Below are 17,720 nucleotides of genomic sequence, written 5' to 3'. Positions count from 1 at the left end.
CGGGTGCGAGAGGAATACAGATGAGCACTATCGATCCGTCGCAGCTCACCGCTGCCGACTTGAGCAATCCGGCGCTTTCGGCCCAGGATCTCGCGGATATCACTGCCGCTCGCCCGGACCTGCGTCCCTACGTCGCAACGCACCCGTCGCTGTACCCTGCCCTCGGGCAGTGGCTAGCGGACCAGGGTGTCGTTCCCGCGCAGCCCCCGGCTGCTGAGGAACCTGCGGTCTCCGAGTCCGAGGCCCCCGCGGAGGAAACCAGCGAGCAGGCCGAGCCTTTTGCTGGTGGCCACGAGGAAGCGCAGCCCGAGGCCGACGCCGCACCGACTGAGGCCCCCGTCGAGCAGCCCGCGGTCGAAGAGCCGCATGTTGAGGCTCCCGCAGAACCTGAGATTTCCCACGTCGAGCCCGAGGCTCCCGTGGCCGAGGCCTCCGACGACAACCTTGAAAAGGCGATCCTCGAGGGCACGGCGCAGTCCGAGGCCCCTGCGGGCGACGAGGCCGCTCCCGCCCTGTCGACCGAAGAACAGATCGCGCAGTCTCCCTTCAGCAACCCGCCGCAGGCAGATGCTCAGCCGCAGGGTGAGCCGCAGGTGGATGCTCAGCCGCAGGGCCAGCAGGCCCCCTTCGGCCAGCCCCAGTACGGCACAGCCCCTGCGCAGGGCCAGCAGCAGTTTGGTGGCCAGCCGCAGCAGGGCCAGCAGGCTCCCTTTGGTCAGCCCGGTCAGCAGGGCCAGCAGCAGTTTGGTGGCCAGCCGCAGCAGGGTCAGCAGGCTCCCTTCGGCCAGCCCGGCCAGCAGGGCCAGCAGCAGTTTGGTGGCCAGCCGCAGCAGGGCCAGCAGGCCCCCTTTGGCCAGTCCGGCCAGCAGGGCCAGCAGCAGTTTGGTGGCCAGCCGCAGCAGGGTCAGCAGGCTCCCTTCGGCCAGCCCGGCCAGCAGCAGTACGGTCAGCCGGGTTACGCTCCGGCGGGTCCGTCGGCGGGTCAGCAGTTCGGTGCTGCCGCCCAGCAGTTCGGTGCTGCCGCGAACTCGGCGTTCAACCAGTTCCAGACGGCCGTCGTGGCCGAAACGGGTAAGGTGAGCGGTCGTTCTGTTCGCGCGACCTACTCGCTCATCGGTATCGCCGCGTCGGCGGTGCTGATCCTCGTCTCGATGTTCCTGCCTTACTTCAGTACTAGCTATGGCAGCATGTCGATGTTCACCGCGAACCGTGGATACTCGGCATTCCACCTCGTCATGCTGATGGCTGTCGTCGGCCTGGGTGCCGCCTACTGGTTCACGAACCAGAAGTGGGCGTACCTGTCGGCTGGCATCGGCGCGCTTGTGATGGCATTGCTAGGTGTTATTCAGTTCATCGACGCGGTTAGTAGTGATTACTTCGATGCCAGCTTTGGCGCGTTCATGCTGGGGTTGTTCTCCGTCGCGCTCGGCGCTGCGGGCGGCTTCCTGCTCATGGAGCTGAAGACCGGTGCGGTCGCACCGATCAACAACCCGAATGCCTTTGGTGGCGCGTTCGCCGGTGTGCAGATGGGGCAGCAGCAGGGCCAGTTCGGCCAGCAGCAGGGTGGCTTCCAGGCTCCGCAGGGCGGTCAGCCTCAGTTCGGCCAGCAGCAGGGTGGCTTCCAGGCTCCGCAGGGCGGTCAGCCTCAGTTCGGCCAGCAGCAGGGCGGTTTCCAGGCTCCGCAGGGCGGTCAGCCTCAGTTCGGCCAGCAGGCTCAGTTTGGCCAGCAGCAGGGCCAGCAGCCCCAGCTGGGGGACAAGCCCTACAATCCTTTCGGTCCTCAGGCGTGATGCGCTGAGAGCCTGATGGCATGAACGAGGGGCCTGCGGTGATCCGCGGGCCCCTCGTCTACGCTGTGGACTTTATTCGTCGTCGTCTTCGCTGATGTCGACGCCCGCGACGCCATCGAGGTCGGCCAGGGTGGTCACCAGCAGGGAGCGTGAGAGGTCCTGGCGCGTCGCAGCAGTGAATCGCGCGGTGGTTGCGCGGTCACTTGAATCCGTGTGGGTCGATACCGCCGAGACCGTCCAGCCCAGGGAAGAGACCTGGCTCAGAATCGTGGAGAGGACGCCGTGCCCCGGCGTGTAATGGATAGTGAGCGTTACCTTGTGGCCATGGGTACGCATGAGGATGAACTGAACGAGGGGCGTCAGGAGGGCGATGACGATGAAATGTAAAACCGTGCCGGCCACGGCAAGCCACCACAGGCCCGCCCCACACGCCATGCCGATCGCCGCGGTCTCCCAGATGGTGGCCGCGGTCGTGAGGCCTCGAATCGCACCGTGGCGGGTGAGGATGATGCCCGCGCCGAGGAAGCCGATGCCCGAGACGATCTGTGAGGCGACGCGAGAGGGGTCGTAGCGAGTGATCCCGTCGACGAGGATGTCGGAGAAGCCGTATTTGGAGATCAGCATCATGAGGCAGGCGGTGAGGCCGACGATGGCCTGCGTTCGAATGCCCGCGCTCTTGCCTCGGATCTGGCGTTCGAGGCCGATGGATGCAGAGAGGACGAGGGCGAGGAGCATCCAACCGATGCTCATAAGGGATTGCGTCATAGGAACCTCCTGCGGTGGCGTGGGTGGGTTTAGTGTAACTGCCCAGCGTGTGTGTGGCTCGTTTGGTGCGGCCGAGGCCGTGGTAGGCAACGGGGTGACAAAAGCGGAAGGAGAGCCCCGGCCTCGTTAAAGAATGAGAAAAGAATCTGCAAACGTCGACACAAGCGATTGTGGGACTAAGATGGGACTCGACGATCAACAGATGAGGAACCGACTCATGGCTACCCCCACTCCCGACGACATCGCCAGCGATGTGCGCGAGCGCTCCAACACGGCGCTCAAGCGCGGCCTGGCGTCGCGTCATATGCAGATGATCGCCATCGGCGGCGCGATCGGCACGGGCCTCTTCCTGGCCTCCGGTGCGACAGTCGCGAACGCCGGTCCGGGCGGTGCCCTTCTCGCCTACGCGGCGATTGGCCTGATGGTGCTGCTGCTCATGCAGTCCCTAGGTGAGATGAGCGCGCACCAGCCCGTTGCGGGGTCCTTCCAGACCTTCGCCACGAAGTTCATTTCCCCGTCTTTCGGCTTCGCGATGGGGTGGAACTACTGGTTCAACTGGGCGGTGACGGTCGCCGCGGACCTTGTGGCATCGGGCTTGGTTATGGCCTATTGGTTCCCGTCCGTTCCTTCGTGGATATGGGCGGTGGGCTTCCTCGTGATCGTCGTTGGGCTCAATGCGCTCTCGGCGAGAGTCTACGGTGAGGCCGAATTCTGGTTGGCCGCCATCAAGGTCGTCATTGTCATCGTCTTTGTCCTGTCGGGCGTCTTCATGATCGCCGGCGTGATGGGCGAAAACTCTCCGGGTCTGTCGAATTGGACGACCGGGGACGCGCCCTTCCATAACGGCTTCGTGGGCGTTATCGCGGTCTTCATGATCGCCGGATTCTCCTTCCAGGGCACCGAGCTGGTGGGCGTTGCAGCGGGCGAGTCTGAGAATCCGCGCAGGGACGTGCCGCGCTCGATCCGCACGGTGTTCTGGCGCATCATGTTCTTCTACATTGGCGCGATCGCCGTGATCGGCACGCTGCTGCCGTACACGGATCCGAGTCTGCTGAGCGCGGCCGATGACTCGGCGAACAACATCGCCCAGTCGCCCTTCACGCTCGTGTTCGCGCGCATGGGGATTGGCGCGGCGGCCGCTGTCATGAACGCGGTCATCCTGACCTCGATCCTGTCCGCGGGTAACTCGGGCCTGTACGCGGCCTCGCGCATGCTGCACTCGATGGCCCTCAAGCGCCAGGCGCCCGCGATCTTCGCCCGCGTCACCAAGGGCGGCGTGCCGGCGTACGCGATGGCGGTGACGACGGTGACCGCGGCGCTCGGCTTCCTCACGCAGCTGGTCTTCAACGACGCGTACATCTGGCTGGTGAACATCGTCGGTATTTCCGGCATCATCATGTGGCTGGGTATCGCGGTCAGTCATATTCGTTTCCGCCGCGCGTACCTGCTGCAGGGATATCGCCTCGAGGACCTGCCGTATCGATCGCCGTTCTTCCCGGCGGGCCCGATCATCGCTTTCGTCATGTGCCTGGTGGTCATGGCGGGACAGAACTATGAAGCCGTGCTTCATGGCCAGGTCTGGGAGGTCGCCTCCTCCTACATCGGCCTGCCGCTGTTCGGCGCGGTCTGGTGGGGCTACCACGTCGCGCGCAAGGATCGGGTGGTGCCTCTGGCTGAGATGGACGTGGCGCCCGTGGAGATTGAGCCGGTCACTCGATAGAGGGGACGAGGCCGGGGCCGGGTGGGCAGTTAACGCCCGGTGCGCCCCTTGTCACCCCTGGGCTCTGCCCGGCGTGGCTGTGCGTGAGTGGCGTGGCACTTCATAGGATGGGGCCATGATCAACACGCGACGCATTCTTGCCGTGACCTCCCTGTCCGCCCTGGCCCTGGGTATCGCCGCCTGTTCCCCGCAGGGCACGCAGCCCCAGTCGGGGTCGACGGCCTCGTCCGCTTCCCCGAGCGCTTCTGCCTCGCAGAACGACATGCCCGCCCAGAGCGGCGCTGGCCCCCAGAGCGGCGTGCCCGACGAGGGTAACCAGGCCCCCGAGGTGAACGTTGCCGACAACGACCAGCGTTGCGACCTAACGAACCTGCAGCCTTCCATCGACTCTCAGCAGGAGGCGGGCGGCACCACGTACGTGGAAATCGGCTTCATAAACGAGGGGCCCTCGTGCTGGATTGACGGCTTCCCGCAGATCATCTTCTCCGGCGGCGGCTCCGTCATCTCCACCGCCGTGCGCGACGGCGAGGATCCCGGAAACGTCTACACGATCGCTCAGGGAGGCCGCCTGGGCGTGACCCTGACGGCAGAATCGACGGACGGCGTCGAAGGCTGCAACCCCGCTGATTCGGAGCTGGTCGACATCATGCCCGAGGCTGGCACCGGCGCGACGAGCCTGCAGCTGACCTTGCGCGTGTGCCAGGAGATGCCCTCGGTGTCGGTCAGCCCCTTTGAGCCGCGGTCCTGAGTAAGGCGCTGTCACTTCTGTGAACAGGGCGGGCGGCGAGACGGATGACGTCTCGCCGCCCGCCTGCGTCTATGGGCCCGGCATCTGCTTTCTCAACGAAGGTTGCGGTCATTTCTGGGGACGGAATAGGAGATTTGTGCGCGTGCTGCTACGCTGAACCAGCTGGAAGAAGTCGCGCATCCGCAGCGCCACACCGAGGTGTCCGCGATCGTGCGCGTGGCCCCTTCTTCACCGGTTGACGCGTCACCCGTGCGCGCCGACTGTGCACACTGAGATCCTTAAGGAGACACTCCCATGGGTATGCGTTCCACGACCCAGGCATTCCAGTTCGACGTGCCGTTCGAGCAGCTGTTCCAGCTCGCTATCCCGGCCGCGCAGTCCGTTCCGAAGGCGACCGTGACGCTCGCCGACCCCAACCGTCAGGTTGTCACCTTCGATACCCCGATGGGCATGATGTCCTGGGGCGAGAACATCGTCGTCGGTTTTATTCCCTCCGAGGCCGGCACCGTCGTTGAGGTCACCTGCACGACCAAGGGCCTGCCCAACCTCATGCAGGACAGCCGTAACCGCAAGCTGATCGCGCAGTTCGTGACCGCTCTGTCCAACCTCGCGCAGACCACCGCTGTGGAGGTCGCTCGCTCCTGACGGCCCGCGAGCGTCAGGCTCGGCCCCGGCCTCGTTCATAGTGACGAGGCCGGGGCCGAGTCTTGTGTGCAGCGCGCGGGCACTGCGTCCCTCCCCGGCCGTGCCCGTGCCGGGGAGGGGGACGTTACTGTCCGGAGGTGTCTGTGAGCGTCCAGCGCTGCGACTTGGAGGAGTCGGAGCACTGCGAGATGACCGCCTGCGTGGCGTCGCGCGTCGTGTCGCCCGGGATCGTCAGGCACAGGCCGGACGCGCGGTTTTCGAGCTGGCCGTTCTCGTTGAGATCCCACTTCTGGGATTCCAAAGCCGGGTAGCAGGTCCACATGTGCGCGACCGTGCCCTCCTCGGTGTAGCCGCCCAGGACGTCGACGCAGCGGTCGCCGATGCGGATGTGCCCGTCGCCCTCGTAGATGACCGTCTGCGCGGCGCTGTTCCCGGCGCACTTGCTGTTCGCCACGGGGGTGCCGTTGGATCCCTTCGGATCCTGGGAGGTCAGGCACTGGCCGAGGCCGTTGCGCAGCTGGCCGACGATCGTCGCGGGCACGAGGCCCGCGTCGTCCGCGTCAGTTGTGGCGGCGTTGTCGGACGTGTCCACTGCCTGAGGTGCAGCAGCTGCGCGGTCCGCGTAGGTGGCGGGGGAGAAGACCACCATGTCCCACGAGGCCAGGCGGCCCACGTTGAAGGTGATCGTCGTGCGGCCCTGATCATCCGTGCCCGTCGTGAAGTCGAGGGGCGTCGGGCGGCCACCGTCAACGTCCGGGCTGACGGCGAAGATCGAACCGGGGATCGCCTCGCCGTCCTCCAAGTGGTAGGTGACGGACGTGTTATCGAAGGCGAGGATCGGCTTGGCGGCATTGCGCCAGTACTCGTCGTTGCCCTCGTTGTCGTTGGTGCGCAGGTTGATCAGGTGCAGGGCCGTGCCCGCTTTGGACGTCATCGTGTTCGCCCAGATCGTGTTCGCGGCACCGTCCGTCGAGGTCGGCAGGCCCACGCCATTCGTCGAGACCTCGACCTGGCGTTCCTTGCGCGTCAGGTTGTCACCGAAGAGCAGGTTCTCGTAGGCGGTGGAGATGTTGTAGTAGTTCTTCATCCACGTCTGGAGGTCAGCGGACATGGAGCGCCCAGAGTTCACGAAGAACTCGTTGTCCAGCATGCGCCCGTAGTCGCCGAGCTCCAGGTGGTGCGCGCCGTTCGCCGCGAATGCCGCGTCTGCGAGCTTGACGGAATCCGCGTTGAATTCGCGGAAGGTGATGCAGTCGATGTTGACGGGCGTGTAATTCATGTCGTTGGGGACCCAGAAGGAGATCGTGTGGGTACCGGGCGTGAGCTCGATGGTCTCCGTCATGTCCTTCCACGTGTAGTAGCTGCCCGTGGCGTCGAAGTGGGCGTACTTGATGAGCTTCTGCTCGGTCTTACCCATGTCAAGGATCATCTGGTGGAAGCCGGCGTCCGCATCCTGCCTGGCGTATCGCGTCGCAAGCGTGAAGGTGCCGCCCTGACCGGCGTCGACGGTGAAGGTGACGGTGCTGCCGCCCCCGGAGAAGTTGCCCGCGTAGGCGCCACCCGACGCGGAATCGTCGCCGGAGAGGATCTGGACGCCGCCGCTCACGCTCGCCTGGTCGGACTCGGCCTCGATGCGCGTACCCTCGTCCGGAGTCACGCCCGGATGGATCGTCTTCTTAGAATCCTTCGGATCGGGCAAGGAGATTGTGGGGTCGTAGTTGTTTGCGTATGCGGCCACGATCTGCGGCTTGTTACCGGCATTGTTGCGAGCGCTCTGCAGGTAAGACGCAACCTGTGCGTTTGTCTCGTTGTGGTCCCACAATTCCGTGTACATGTAGGCGGCGGACGCCTTGTTGATCTTCTCGCTTCCTGCACCGTCGGGCAGGTTGATGCCTACCTGGCCGCCGACGTTCTTGTGCGTGTCATCAACGAGGGCTGCCAGGCCGTCGGTTAGGTCAACAGGATTGCCGGAGGCGTCCTTCTTCGAGGTTTGCCCGAGCGTGTCGATGTGAGTGCCGTTGAATTTGAATTCGGTCTTCTGCGTCTTGTATTGCCCGGTGATGTAGGTGCGCCAGTCTTCGTTGTTGACGTTCATCATGAACTGGTGACTCTTGGGTTTGTCCACGCCCTTGGGGGTTGGTACCCACCACTGCTCGCCGAGGTCGCGAACCCAATAGGATCCGTTGTCCTCACGCAGACGCCACTCGTCCTTGATGGTGTTCGTGTCGTAGTTGTCGTTGGCCGCGTACGCCATCGAGTAGGCGAGTGAGCCCATGTTGGCGTTCTTCGCGTCTTGGATGTAATTGTTGATCGTGTTCTTCGACGCGTAGGTGTCCCGGTACCACAGGGGCCACTCGTTCTCGAGGTTGCCTGTGGCGACGGGCTGCTCGTGGCGGTACTGCCAGTCGTAGTACTGCAGCGCGTTGATGTGGTAGTCCCGGCTGAGCTTGTCGATGTAGTCCTGCGGCTTCTGGAAGAGGAACGCCTCGTAGGTGGTGTGTCCGCCAGTGCCTTCGGGTGCGGTGGGCTTGAAGTGGGAGAGGTAGCCCATGCGTGGGAAGCTCGTCCAGCTTGTGGAGGCGTCGATGGCTGTTTCTGCGTGGGTGCCGTCCCCACCGGTCGCGGTGACGAGGTACCCTTGGCCGTCTTCGTTCGGCGTTGTGTAGGTCCAGGTGGCCTTGCCGTTCGTCACGGTGGCGTCGCCCGAGTCGATTTCGACGCCGAGGTGGCTGACGGAGAAGTGGACGGTTCCCTCGGTCGAGGCCTCGGCCGTGATCGTTGCCTGCTTACCCGGTTCGTGCGTGGACTTGTCCGTGTAGGCGCGGGTGACGTGCGCCGTGCCAGTGGCGGTTGCCGGGGTGCTGCTCGGCAGGGGCAGAGCGGTGGCGACGACCGCGGTGCCCAGCACGATGGCCGCGGGGATGGTCAGGGGATGTCGTGTCTCCATGACGTGTGTGTCCTCGAAATCGTTGACGGGACTGCCCGGTGGGGAGTCATGCGCGTGAAAATGCGCCCATTCAACGGTAAAGCGATTTTTCAGTAAATTAACCGACAATATGGTGATGCTGAGCGAAAATGTCCCGCAGTGCGGACAAGTAAAATTGTGGGTCGGTTGAATTTCTAAGTATTTGCTAGGTGTTGTGCGCCCGTGAGCTGCTGCTTTGGTTGTGTGGGCGTGAGGGATCCTGTTGTTCTTTTCTGAAAGTGTCTAACAGGGGTGGGGTGGGGGAGTATCCTGAAAAGTTGGGTTTTCTGAGTCCGTTTCCCTCGCTTGACGGTTATCGATGAGGTCCGGGCTGGGTTGTGCGTTCTGTCTGGTTGCAGGGGAGCGGTAGAAGCTGCTCCCGAGACAACGGACTACTGCTTGTCGGTGTCGGTAACCCCGGTGGTCGCTGTTGGGGCGTCTGCAACGTTGGAATCGCCAGGTTTCTCGGTTTCAGCCGGATCGGTGGGAGTGCCAGAGGCGCTGGGCGTGGCAGTTTGCTGAGGGTCCGGCGAGTGGAAGATCTCGCGGAGTCCCCACGCGAAGAAGGCAGCGAAGAAGTGGAAGGGCATCCATGAAGTCACGAGCCACCAGTCGGACCCGCCGCCGGCAATGCCCGCCCCCAGTCGTCCGAACCACCACAGCATGGGTACGTCGATGAGAACAGTAACCGCGATCACGATAGCCTTCCACAACCCGGCGCGGTCGAGAAAATCCCGCGAGATAGATGCCAACACCTGGAAGAAGGTGAAGAAGCCCATGAGACCGAAAAAAGTCAACAGAACGAGGCTGGATGACAAAGAGAGTACGAGTAAGACCAGGAGGCCCACTTGGAGCATCAGATACCGGACGATGAACGTAATAATCCCTCGAGGGTCCCGCATATCAATCATGCCCCCATCCTAACGGGCTTAGTCACGGGCCAAGCCCCCCTCACGACTCCCTGCGTCGTAGCGCCACCAACCCCGATCTGCTTGCTGTCCCGGCCTCGTGAATGGACGAGTACAGGGTCAGTTTTCGTCTTTTGTCTAGCGGCAGGGGAGCGATCGAAGCTGTTGTCGAGAAAAAGGTTATCGATCGTCCGCGGTGTCGGCTTTCGTGCTCGTGGGGGTGTCCGTCAAGGCGTCTGTGTCTTTGGAAGCGGAATCAGCCGGTTCGGCGGCAGCATCCAGGGTACTTGGGGCCGCAGTTTTTCGTGATGCCAACGCATGGATGATCTCGCGCAGACCCCACGCGCACAGGGCGGCGACGGCGTGCGAGGGGAGCCACTCAGTTACGGCGAACCAGGGAGACCCGCCGTCAAATACAACAACCAGTGACAGTCCGAATAGCCATAGGACAGCCCCATCGAAGGCGATGGCACCCGTGATCACTGCGGCCTTCCATACAACGGGCTGATCGAGGAACTTACGCGATATGGATGCCATCACCTGGGCGAAACTGAAGAAGCCCATGAGGCCATAAGAAAACAAATTGGTGAGGCCCGGCAGTACCGGCAGTAATGGAAAAGAAAACAACAACAGGACGACCGCGTAGAACAGCATGAAACGGACGATGAACGTAATAATCCCTCGCGGGTCACGCGTATCTGTCATGCCACCATCCTAACGGAGCACTCAGATGTGAAGTTCGGTCCCTCACGCTCCCTGCGTCTCGGCGACACCAGCCTCACCTGCTCCCGGCCCCGGCCTCGTTGATCAATGAACGAACGCGGTCACCGGGCCGCTCACAGGCTCCTATACTGTTCTCGTCCGCCACAAAAGAGAAAGGCCGCTGAATGCAGCGCAGGATCAGGCGAGCGTGGCATTGAGTGGGAAAGCGAGGACAAAAGATGTCGTCCACCGACCAATATCTGGAGTTCGTGCTCGACCTGCTAGGCGAGCTGGACGATGTGGCGCACCGCAAGATGATGGGCGAATATGTTCTCTACTACCGGAGCAAGGTCGTGGGTGGCATCTACGATGACCGCTTCCTGCTCAAGGTCACGCCCGCCTCCGAACGGCTTCTGCCCGAGGCCCCGCGCGTCATCCCCTACGAGGGAGCGAAGGAGATGCTCCTCGTCGAGATAGAGGACCGCGACGCGCTGTTCGACGTAATCTCAGCCATGTGGGAGGAGCTACCTGCGCCGAAGCAAAGGAAGAAAAAGTAGACGCAGCCCCGGCCTCGTGACGACGAGGTCGGGGCTGAGTAGTGTGTCCTGCCTGGCGGCAGGGGAGCAGAAGCTCAGAGGGAGGAGACGAACTCCGCGAGGTGCTTCGCGTGCTCGCGCGAACGCTCCACCATGTCGGCGCGCGCCGCCTCATCCGTGCGATTCGCGTACGACACCCCGTACAGGGGAAGGCTCCCCGTAAACTCCATGCCCGTCAGCGCGCACGTCGCCTTCGCGGGCGTCAGCAAGTCATTGAAATCGACGGAATCCGGAGCGTAGTACGCCTCCGCTGCACCCGTCGTCACCGACACGACCAGCTTCTTACCGCGCAGAGCCGTACCCGAAGACCCGTGGCTGAAACCGCGCACAAACACGTCCTCCATCCACTTCTGCAGCAGCGCCGGCCAGCCGTACCACCACAGCGGATACTGCAACACGATGACGTCCGCGGCGCGAAGCTTTTCCTGCTCCGCCTCAATGTCGAACGTGTACTCCGGATAGAGGTCATCGAGATGATCAATCTCGGCGCCAGGAAGCAGGACCGCAAGCTCCTCCAGGATCGTCTTATTCGCAACCGAATCATCGCCGGTGCGCGGGTGTCCCGACACAATCAGCACGTTGGACATCGCATTTCCTTTCGTTGATGCGAGGAGTCTACGCCCGCCCGTGGCCCGTGAACAGGGCTTGGACTTCCATTTCGCGCGGGGTGAAGCCCTGTCCCAGAACGCAAAACAACGCAGTACTACAGTAGAAGTATGGCCAACACCGACTCCCAGCCCCTCACCCCAAGCCGCATCCTCCTCGTCATCGTGACAGGCGTAGGCGCTGGATTCCTCTCCGGACTCTTCGGGGTGGGAGGCGGCCTCGTCATTGTGCCCGCCCTGATGGCCGTCCTGGGCATGGATCAGCGCCGAGCCTCGGCCACGTCGCTTGCCGCCATCATCGTCACCGCTGCCGTCGGCTCGGGTAACTACGCCCTGTACGGCGAGGTCTCCTGGGCGGGAGCCGCCCTCCTCGTGGTCGGCGCGCTCGCGGGCTCACAGATCGGAGTGTGGCTCCTGCGCCGCCTCCCCGCGCCCGCGCTGCCCTGGATCCTCATCGGCTTCACCGTCTTCGTCATCGTCTCCCAATACCTGCACGTCCCCACACGAGAGGGAAGCGTGTCGCTGACATCGGCCTCGTGCGCCCTCATGATCCTGGTCGGCCTGTGCGCCGGCATCCTCTCTGGCCTGGTCGGCGTGGGCGGCGGATCTGTCATCGTGCCCGGCATGGAGCTCGCCGTCGGCGCGGGAGACCTCATCGCGCGCGGCACGTCTCTCCTCGTCATGATCCCCACCGGCATCGCCGGCACCGTCACCAACCTGCGCCACCGCATGGTCGACCTGCGCGTCGGCCTCATCGTCGGCGTATCCGCGGCAGCCACGACCCCCTTCGGGCGCCTCGTGGCCATGCTCGTATCCCCGAGCGTGGGCGCGATCCTCTTCAACATCTTCCTGCTCTCCATCATCGCCTCGACGATCTTGACGATGCGCAAGAAAGCGCGCGTCCAGGGCTAAACGAAACGGCCCCGGCCTCGTAGATACGAGACCGGGGCCGTGCTCTCAGCCGCTAGCGCGCCTGAAGCGGATCACTCGTCGGCGGCGCTGGGGTGTGTCATGTCGGCGGGAACGACCCACGCGTCGAACTCCTCGGCGGTCAGGAAGCCCAGCTCGAGGGCGGACTCGCGCAGCGACAGGCCCTTGTGATGCGCGTTCTTCGCGATCTTGGAGGCCTTGTCGTAGCCGATGTGGCGGTTCAGGGCCGTCACCTGCATGAGGTTGATGTCCAGGTTGTGCTGGATCTTCTCGTAGTTGGGCTCGATGCCGTACGCGCAGTGCGTATCGAAGGACACGCAAGCGTCGCCCAGCAGGCGGATGGACTCCAGGACGTTCCACGCCATGACGGGCTTGAAGACGTTGAGCTGGAAGTTGCCCTGCGAGCCGGCGAAGCCGACCGTCGCGTCATTGCCGAAGACCTGGGTGGCGACCATGGTCATGGCCTCGCACTGGGTCGGGTTGACCTTGCCCGGCATGATGGACGAGCCCGGCTCGTTCTCGGGGATGATCAGCTCGCCGATGCCGTTACGCGGGCCGGAGGCATACCAGCGCACGTCGTTCGCGATCTTCATGAGGGCGTCGGCCAGGACGCGCAGCGCGCCCGAGACCAGCACCAGCGCGTCGTGCGCGCCCAGGGCGGCGAACAGGTTGTCGGCCTGCGTGAACTCGATGCCGGTCTCCTCGGAGATCTTCTTGGCGGTGAGCTCACCGAACTTCGGGTGAGCGTTCAGGCCGGTGCCCACGGCGGTGCCGCCGATGGCCAGCTCGCGCGCACGGGTGTCGGCGTACTCGATGCCGTCGAGGGCAAAGTCGATCTGAGCAACCCAGCCGGAGATGACCTGGCCCAGGCGGATCGGGGTGGCGTCCTGCAGGTGGGTGCGGCCCACCATGATGACGTCCTCGAACTCCTTGGCCTTCTTGTCCAGGGTGTCACGCAGCTGGCGCACGCGCGGGTACATGTCGTGCAGCTCGGAGACGACCGCGATGTGCATGGCGGTGGGGAACGTGTCGTTCGAGGACTGGCCACGGTTCACGTGATCGTTGGGGTGGACGGGGGACTTGGTGCCCATGGTGCCGCCCGCGATCTCGATGGCGCGGTTGGAGATGACCTCGTTGGCGTTCATGTTCGACTGCGTGCCCGAACCGGTCTGGAAGACGACCAGCGGGAAGTTGTCGTCGAGCTTGCCGGAGATGACCTCGTCGCCGGCCTGCGCGATGTAGTTCGCGATGTCGGCGGGCAGCTCGCCCAGCTCGGCGTTGGCCAGGGCCGCGGACTTCTTCAGGATGCCAAGGGCGCGCACCATCGGGCGGCCCCACACGAAGGTGTTGCGTCCAATGTCGAAGTTGTGCAGTGAACGCTCAGTCTGAGCGCCCCAGTAGCGGTTCGCGGGGACCTCAACGGCGCCCATCGAGTCGGTTTCGGTACGGGTTTCTTGTGCCACAGGTGGCTCCTTCGCGTAGGGCTTACGTACCCCTCTAGGATAGCGCCGCCCGCGCGTTGAGGCGTGGGGCACTCGTCCTAGTCGCGTCCTAGTCCAGGGGCCGGGCCGCGCTCTTTGCTCGGTGCAGCAGCCACCAGGCGCAGGTGCACGACAGGGCGACGAGCGAGAGCGCCAGCAGGAAGGGCGACAGCGGCATCCAGCCGTACAGGGCAGTGGCGCTCACGGGGGCGACGATCCACGTGATAGCGCCGGTCGCGTTGATGACGCCGGCGATGCCGCCCTGCTCGCGCGCGCTCACCGCCAGGGACGCTCCCGCCGAGTAGCCGGGGGAGGCCATGCCCGAGGCGACGCCCATCGCGAACGTTGAGACTGCCAGCGCCCACAGCGACGGCGCGATCGTCAGGCACGAGAGAGCCACGACGGCGAGCGTCATGCCCGTGCGCAGCAGCGTGCGTGGACTCCATCCGAGGCGCGGCACGACGATCAGCTGCATGAGCATGGCTCCGGCGGCGTTGGCCAGCAGCATGAGGGCGGTGATGGAAACGGCGGGCGCGGGCTCGAGTCCGCCGCGGTCCTGGACGAGGAAGCCCATCGTGATCTGAACGACGCCGTTCGCGAAATAGATGCCGAACACCGAGGCGATCCACGGGGCGATACGCCGGTCGGTCCACCGCACGCGCGGGGGTAGCTCGGTGGTTGCTGTCGCCCCGCTCGCGTTATCGGTCGCGGGTTCAGTCGACGAGGCCGGGGCCGCCTGCTCGGGCTGTGTGTCCTTGGCCGTCAGGTGCAGCAAGCGCCTCCTTGGGCGCGTGGATGCACCGTCGCGGGGCAGCCAGATGAGGGCGATGGCCAGGGCGATGAGGACGAAGATCGGGGTGGCGTGCACGGGGCCGAAAATCCACCAGGCACCCAGCGCCGACGAGACGAGGGAACCGACCATGACGGACAGGTTGATCGCGCCGGAGAATGCGGATGTGCCGCGCACGCGCGAGGCCTCGTCGGGGGTCACCTCGGCGACGAGGGCCTGGCCCGTCGGCGGGATCGCCGCGACGGCCGCGCCGAAAAAGGGGCCGCGCGCCGCCATGATGGCACCCGCCGCGAGGAAAGCGCCGATGTAACCGGCAGCCCGCGCCCACACGGCCGCCGAAAAAAGCGTGCCCGCCGTGAGCGCCAAGAAGAGCGCCAGCAGGATGACGCGCCTGCGTCCCCAGGCGATCGAACGGCGCCCCCAGAACTGGCTGAGCGCCGTCACTGCGGCGGCCGCCAACGAAACAGCCGCGCCCACGATCCACTCGGGCAGGTCAAGGGCGCGCGACAGGGGAGCGATCGACACGTTGAGCATGTTCTGCGCCGTGTACGTGAACAGCGCGATCGCCACGAGCGCGCGCAGCGTCGGATTCGTCAGCAAAGGTGATGAGGGCACAGTGCATCCTACGACGAAGGCCCCGCGCGATGCGCGGGGCCTTGCCGGATTGTTCTCGAAATGGGGGAGGAGCGTTTAGCGCTGCACCCAGGTGCTCACCTTCCAGCGAGCATCGCCGGAGCGCTCACGCCACTCGGCGTCGCTGCGCTCTTCGTCCCTGCGCCACAGCGCCGGATCCAGCGGCGGCGCGTACACGAAGGACGACCCCTCGGGTGCGCTCGCGGCCACGTCCAGCTCCAGGTCGGTCACCACGGCCTCGTCCAGAAGGGGAAGGGTCTGCGCGTACAGTTGAGCCCCGCCCGTGATCCAGATGTAGGGGGCGTCCGTTCGCGCCGTTTCCTCGCGTGCGATCTGCAGTGCCTCGTCGACGGAAGAGACGACGAGAGCGCCCTCGGCCTCGTACCCGGGCGTACGGGTGATGACGATGTTCGTGCGACCCGGCAGAGCGCGCCCGAGAGCCTCCCACGAGCGGCGGCCCATGATGATCGGGCAGCCCATCGTGGACTCCTTGAAGTGCCGGAAATCAGCGGGAACATGCCAGGACATGGCCGTGCCCGTCCCGATGATCCCGTTGCAATCCTGCGCCCAAATCGCTCCCAGCTTCGTCATACCGCGACCGGAGCCTTGATCGTGGGGTGATGCTGGTAGTCCGTCACCGAGATGTCATCGAAGGAGTACTCGAACATCGAGGGAGCCTTCGCGAGCTCTAGGCGCGGGAATGGGTAGGGCTCGCGGCTCAGCTGCTCGGTCACCTGCTCCGTGTGGTTGGAGTAGATGTGGCAGTCCCCGCCCGTCCAAATGAAGTCGCCGACCTGAAGGCCCGCCTGCTGGGCGAACATGTGGGTGAGCAGGGAGTAGGACGCGATGTTGAAGGGAACGCCCAGGAACATGTCCGCGCTGCGCTGGTAAAGCTGCAGCGACAGGCGGCCGTCGGCCACGTACAGCTGGAAGAACGCGTGGCAGGGCTCGAGCGCCATCTGCGGCAGGTCGCCGACGTTCCACGCGGACACCACCATGCGGCGCGAATCCGGGTTTGTCTTCAGTGTCTCGAGGACCTGGGAGATCTGGTCGATATGGCGACCCTCCCCGGCGTTCCACGAACGCCACTGGACGCCGTACACCGGGCCCAGCTCGCCGTCCTCGTCCGCCCACTCGTTCCAGATGCGGATCCCGTTGTCCTGGAGCCAGGACACGTTCGACGAACCCGACAGGAACCACAGGAGTTCGCCGACCACCGACTTGAGGTGCACGCGCTTCGTCGTGATCAGCGGGAAGCCCTTGGACAGGTCGTAGCGCAGCTGCGCCCCAAACATGGAACGCGTGCCCGTGCCGGTGCGGTCACCCTTGGGGGTGCCCTCGCGCATAATGCGCGCCAGCAGGTCCTCGTACTGGCGGTCGACGGCGCTCACGTCAGTCGATCCGCTCGTTCGTCCACGTGTGCGAGGCCGGCAGGGCCTGGTCGACGACCGAGTGCGCGATCGTGCAGTTACGCTCGATGGCGGAATCGGCGCGGCGCGTCAGGTCTGCGATCTCTTCCTCGGACAGGGCAGACAGGTCCTGGACCAGCTCGACGTCCACGTGCGTGAAGCGATCGTTCTGCTGGTCGTAGTCGGCGGACACGCCGACGAACTGCTCGAAGTCATCGCCCAGGCGAGCCGTCAGGCGCGCATCCGAGCTCATGGCCTTGCAGCCCGCGATCGCGAGCTTGAGCAGGTCGCCGGGGGAGAAGAGGCCGGGGCCGTGACCGATGCGGATCTCGGCGCCGTCCTGGTTGCGGGCGACGTACTGACGCACGCCCGTACGCTGCATGTACAGAGACTTAGGGGTATCACTCATGGCCCCTATTGTGGCCCGAAAAGACCCCGCCCGCCCGAAATGCAACGCCGGGCGGGCGGGGTTCCTCGCAGAGCGTAGCGCGGGTTCAGCGATGCTCCTCCAGCCACTGCGCAGCCAGCGCCTGCTCGCGCTCCACGACGCGGCCCAGGTGCGCCACCGCTTCCTTCTCGATGCGCCCGCCGAACAGGGGCACGCGCACCGACACGTTGCCGGTCACCACGCGAACACTTCCCGCCTCGGTGCCCGCCAGCGTGGACGTGGCCTCGACCGACACCGGGGCGCTGTCCACGGTCACGGACGTGCGCGAGGTCGCCTCGGCCTCGTTCGTCGTCCACTCCTCGGTGAAAGCGATGCGCAGATCAGACTTGACAAAGCGCGCGGCCGCCGCCGGAATCAGCTCCGGGCGCACGGTGCCCGCGAATGACACGCGCTGGCCCTCCACCGACACGGTGGAGGAACCCTCGACGACAAACTGGCCGAAGCGTCGCTCCAGGTAGGCGGGGGTCAGGTACATGGTGACGACCTCGTCGACCGTACCGGGATACGACATGGACTGCGTGAATTGCATGGTTCTCCTGACGAAAGAAGCGGCGCCGAAGCGTGTCCCGGCGCTCATTTACAACT

General features: G+C 64.8%; 17 protein-coding genes. 6 read left to right on the top strand and 11 right to left on the bottom strand.

Annotated elements, in window-relative coordinates; all coding sequences use genetic code 11:
• Window positions 1–20 precede the first annotated feature (20 nt).
• Entirely contained in the window at window positions 21–1,790 is a 1,770-nt protein-coding gene (locus FBF35_RS07015) for a hypothetical protein (RefSeq protein ID WP_060567619.1), read from the top strand.
• Between the two features lie 72 nt (window positions 1,791–1,862).
• Here FBF35_RS07015 and FBF35_RS07010 read toward each other — a convergent pair whose 3' ends face one another.
• Window positions 1,863–2,555, bottom strand: a complete 693-nt coding sequence (locus FBF35_RS07010) for an MgtC/SapB family protein (RefSeq protein ID WP_060567620.1) — start codon at window positions 2,553–2,555, stop codon at window positions 1,863–1,865.
• Window positions 2,556–2,772: 217 nt separating this feature from the next.
• Here FBF35_RS07010 and FBF35_RS07005 point away from each other — a divergent pair, with 217 nt between their 5' ends.
• The 3 genes from FBF35_RS07005 (at window position 2,773) to FBF35_RS06995 (ending at window position 5,668) form a co-directional block, all read left to right on the top strand.
• Complete coding sequence (locus FBF35_RS07005) at window positions 2,773–4,275, top strand: amino acid permease (protein WP_060567621.1); 1,503 nt, start codon at window positions 2,773–2,775, stop codon at window positions 4,273–4,275.
• A 115-nt stretch (window positions 4,276–4,390) separates the two neighbouring features.
• Window positions 4,391–5,023, top strand: coding sequence for a DUF4232 domain-containing protein (locus FBF35_RS07000; RefSeq protein ID WP_060567622.1), 633 nt, complete (start codon window positions 4,391–4,393; stop codon window positions 5,021–5,023).
• 294 nt (window positions 5,024–5,317) lie between these two features.
• A complete protein-coding gene (locus FBF35_RS06995; RefSeq protein WP_060567623.1) occupies window positions 5,318–5,668 on the top strand; it encodes a hypothetical protein in 351 nt (116 codons plus the stop codon).
• A gap of 124 nt (window positions 5,669–5,792) precedes the next feature.
• On the opposite strand, the gene FBF35_RS06990 is transcribed toward FBF35_RS06995, so the two are convergent.
• The 3 genes from FBF35_RS06990 to FBF35_RS06980 form a co-directional block, all read right to left on the bottom strand.
• Window positions 5,793–8,615, bottom strand: coding sequence for a glycoside hydrolase family 66 protein (locus FBF35_RS06990; RefSeq protein ID WP_060567624.1), 2,823 nt, complete (start codon window positions 8,613–8,615; stop codon window positions 5,793–5,795).
• A 410-nt stretch (window positions 8,616–9,025) separates the two neighbouring features.
• Window positions 9,026–9,544, bottom strand: coding sequence for a hypothetical protein (locus FBF35_RS06985; RefSeq protein WP_060567625.1), 519 nt, complete (start codon window positions 9,542–9,544; stop codon window positions 9,026–9,028).
• Window positions 9,545–9,721: 177 nt separating this feature from the next.
• The gene (locus tag FBF35_RS06980) at window positions 9,722–10,246 is read right to left on the bottom strand and encodes a hypothetical protein (RefSeq protein ID WP_082632917.1); all 525 of its coding nucleotides are present in this window, start codon (window positions 10,244–10,246) and stop codon (window positions 9,722–9,724) included.
• Window positions 10,247–10,482: 236 nt separating this feature from the next.
• Here FBF35_RS06980 and FBF35_RS06975 point away from each other — a divergent pair, with 236 nt between their 5' ends.
• Entirely contained in the window at window positions 10,483–10,800 is a 318-nt protein-coding gene (locus tag FBF35_RS06975; RefSeq protein ID WP_060567626.1) for a TfoX/Sxy family protein, read from the top strand.
• 74 nt (window positions 10,801–10,874) lie between these two features.
• Here the strand turns inward: FBF35_RS06975 and FBF35_RS06970 are convergent, their stop codons facing one another.
• Entirely contained in the window at window positions 10,875–11,426 is a 552-nt protein-coding gene (locus tag FBF35_RS06970) for an NAD(P)H-dependent oxidoreductase (RefSeq protein WP_060567627.1), read from the bottom strand.
• A 129-nt stretch (window positions 11,427–11,555) separates the two neighbouring features.
• Here FBF35_RS06970 and FBF35_RS06965 point away from each other — a divergent pair, with 129 nt between their 5' ends.
• A complete protein-coding gene (locus FBF35_RS06965; protein WP_060567628.1) occupies window positions 11,556–12,356 on the top strand; it encodes a sulfite exporter TauE/SafE family protein in 801 nt (266 codons plus the stop codon).
• Window positions 12,357–12,427: 71 nt separating this feature from the next.
• Here FBF35_RS06965 and fumC read toward each other — a convergent pair whose 3' ends face one another.
• The 6 genes from fumC to FBF35_RS06935 form a co-directional block, all read right to left on the bottom strand.
• Window positions 12,428–13,837 (bottom strand): class II fumarate hydratase, encoded by a 1,410-nt coding sequence (fumC, locus tag FBF35_RS06960; RefSeq protein WP_060567629.1) that lies wholly within the window; start codon window positions 13,835–13,837, stop codon window positions 12,428–12,430.
• Window positions 13,838–13,925: 88 nt separating this feature from the next.
• The gene (locus FBF35_RS06955; RefSeq protein WP_060567630.1) at window positions 13,926–15,260 is read right to left on the bottom strand and encodes an MFS transporter; all 1,335 of its coding nucleotides are present in this window, start codon (window positions 15,258–15,260) and stop codon (window positions 13,926–13,928) included.
• A gap of 75 nt (window positions 15,261–15,335) precedes the next feature.
• Window positions 15,336–15,869: a dihydrofolate reductase gene (locus tag FBF35_RS06950; RefSeq protein WP_060567631.1), complete on the bottom strand. Its 534-nt coding sequence runs from the start codon at window positions 15,867–15,869 to the stop codon at window positions 15,336–15,338.
• Entirely contained in the window at window positions 15,866–16,669 is an 804-nt protein-coding gene (locus tag FBF35_RS06945) for a thymidylate synthase (protein WP_060567632.1), read from the bottom strand. Before FBF35_RS06945 ends, FBF35_RS06950 begins: the two co-directional genes overlap by 4 nt.
• A 1-nt stretch (window position 16,670) precedes the next feature.
• Window positions 16,671–17,096 (bottom strand): OsmC family protein, encoded by a 426-nt coding sequence (locus FBF35_RS06940; protein WP_060567633.1) that lies wholly within the window; start codon window positions 17,094–17,096, stop codon window positions 16,671–16,673.
• Between the two features lie 85 nt (window positions 17,097–17,181).
• Window positions 17,182–17,664 carry a DUF2505 domain-containing protein gene (locus FBF35_RS06935; protein ID WP_187348942.1) on the bottom strand — a complete coding sequence of 161 codons (483 nt, stop codon included), beginning with the start codon at window positions 17,662–17,664 and terminating at the stop codon, window positions 17,182–17,184.
• Between the last annotated feature and the right edge of the window lie 56 nt (window positions 17,665–17,720).

This window comes from Schaalia odontolytica, assembly GCF_005696695.1.
GTDB classification, from domain to species: domain Bacteria; phylum Actinomycetota; class Actinomycetes; order Actinomycetales; family Actinomycetaceae; genus Pauljensenia; species Pauljensenia odontolytica_C.
Note: the sequence above shows the minus strand (reverse complement) of the source record. Positions and strands in the feature narration are given on the sequence as shown.

Bases quoted from the DNA above. Each gene is read 5' to 3' on its own strand.
- FBF35_RS06990 (WP_060567624.1), bottom strand. From the start codon at position 8,615: ATGGAGACACGACATCCCCTGACCATCCCCGCGGCCATCGTGCTGGGC.
- FBF35_RS07005 (WP_060567621.1), top strand. From the start codon at position 2,773: ATGGCTACCCCCACTCCCGACGACATCGCCAGCGATGTGCGCGAGCGC.
- FBF35_RS07015 (WP_060567619.1), top strand. From the start codon at position 21: ATGAGCACTATCGATCCGTCGCAGCTCACCGCTGCCGACTTGAGCAAT.
- FBF35_RS06980 (WP_082632917.1), bottom strand. From the start codon at position 10,246: ATGACAGATACGCGTGACCCGCGAGGGATTATTACGTTCATCGTCCGT.
- FBF35_RS06940 (WP_060567633.1), bottom strand. From the start codon at position 17,096: ATGAGTGATACCCCTAAGTCTCTGTACATGCAGCGTACGGGCGTGCGT.
- FBF35_RS07010 (WP_060567620.1), bottom strand. From the start codon at position 2,555: ATGACGCAATCCCTTATGAGCATCGGTTGGATGCTCCTCGCCCTCGTC.
- FBF35_RS06935 (WP_187348942.1), bottom strand. From the start codon at position 17,664: ATGCAATTCACGCAGTCCATGTCGTATCCCGGTACGGTCGACGAGGTC.
- FBF35_RS06950 (WP_060567631.1), bottom strand. From the start codon at position 15,869: ATGACGAAGCTGGGAGCGATTTGGGCGCAGGATTGCAACGGGATCATC.
- FBF35_RS06985 (WP_060567625.1), bottom strand. From the start codon at position 9,544: ATGATTGATATGCGGGACCCTCGAGGGATTATTACGTTCATCGTCCGG.
- FBF35_RS06965 (WP_060567628.1), top strand. From the start codon at position 11,556: ATGGCCAACACCGACTCCCAGCCCCTCACCCCAAGCCGCATCCTCCTC.
- FBF35_RS06995 (WP_060567623.1), top strand. From the start codon at position 5,318: ATGGGTATGCGTTCCACGACCCAGGCATTCCAGTTCGACGTGCCGTTC.
- FBF35_RS07000 (WP_060567622.1), top strand. From the start codon at position 4,391: ATGATCAACACGCGACGCATTCTTGCCGTGACCTCCCTGTCCGCCCTG.
- FBF35_RS06970 (WP_060567627.1), bottom strand. From the start codon at position 11,426: ATGTCCAACGTGCTGATTGTGTCGGGACACCCGCGCACCGGCGATGAT.
- FBF35_RS06975 (WP_060567626.1), top strand. From the start codon at position 10,483: ATGTCGTCCACCGACCAATATCTGGAGTTCGTGCTCGACCTGCTAGGC.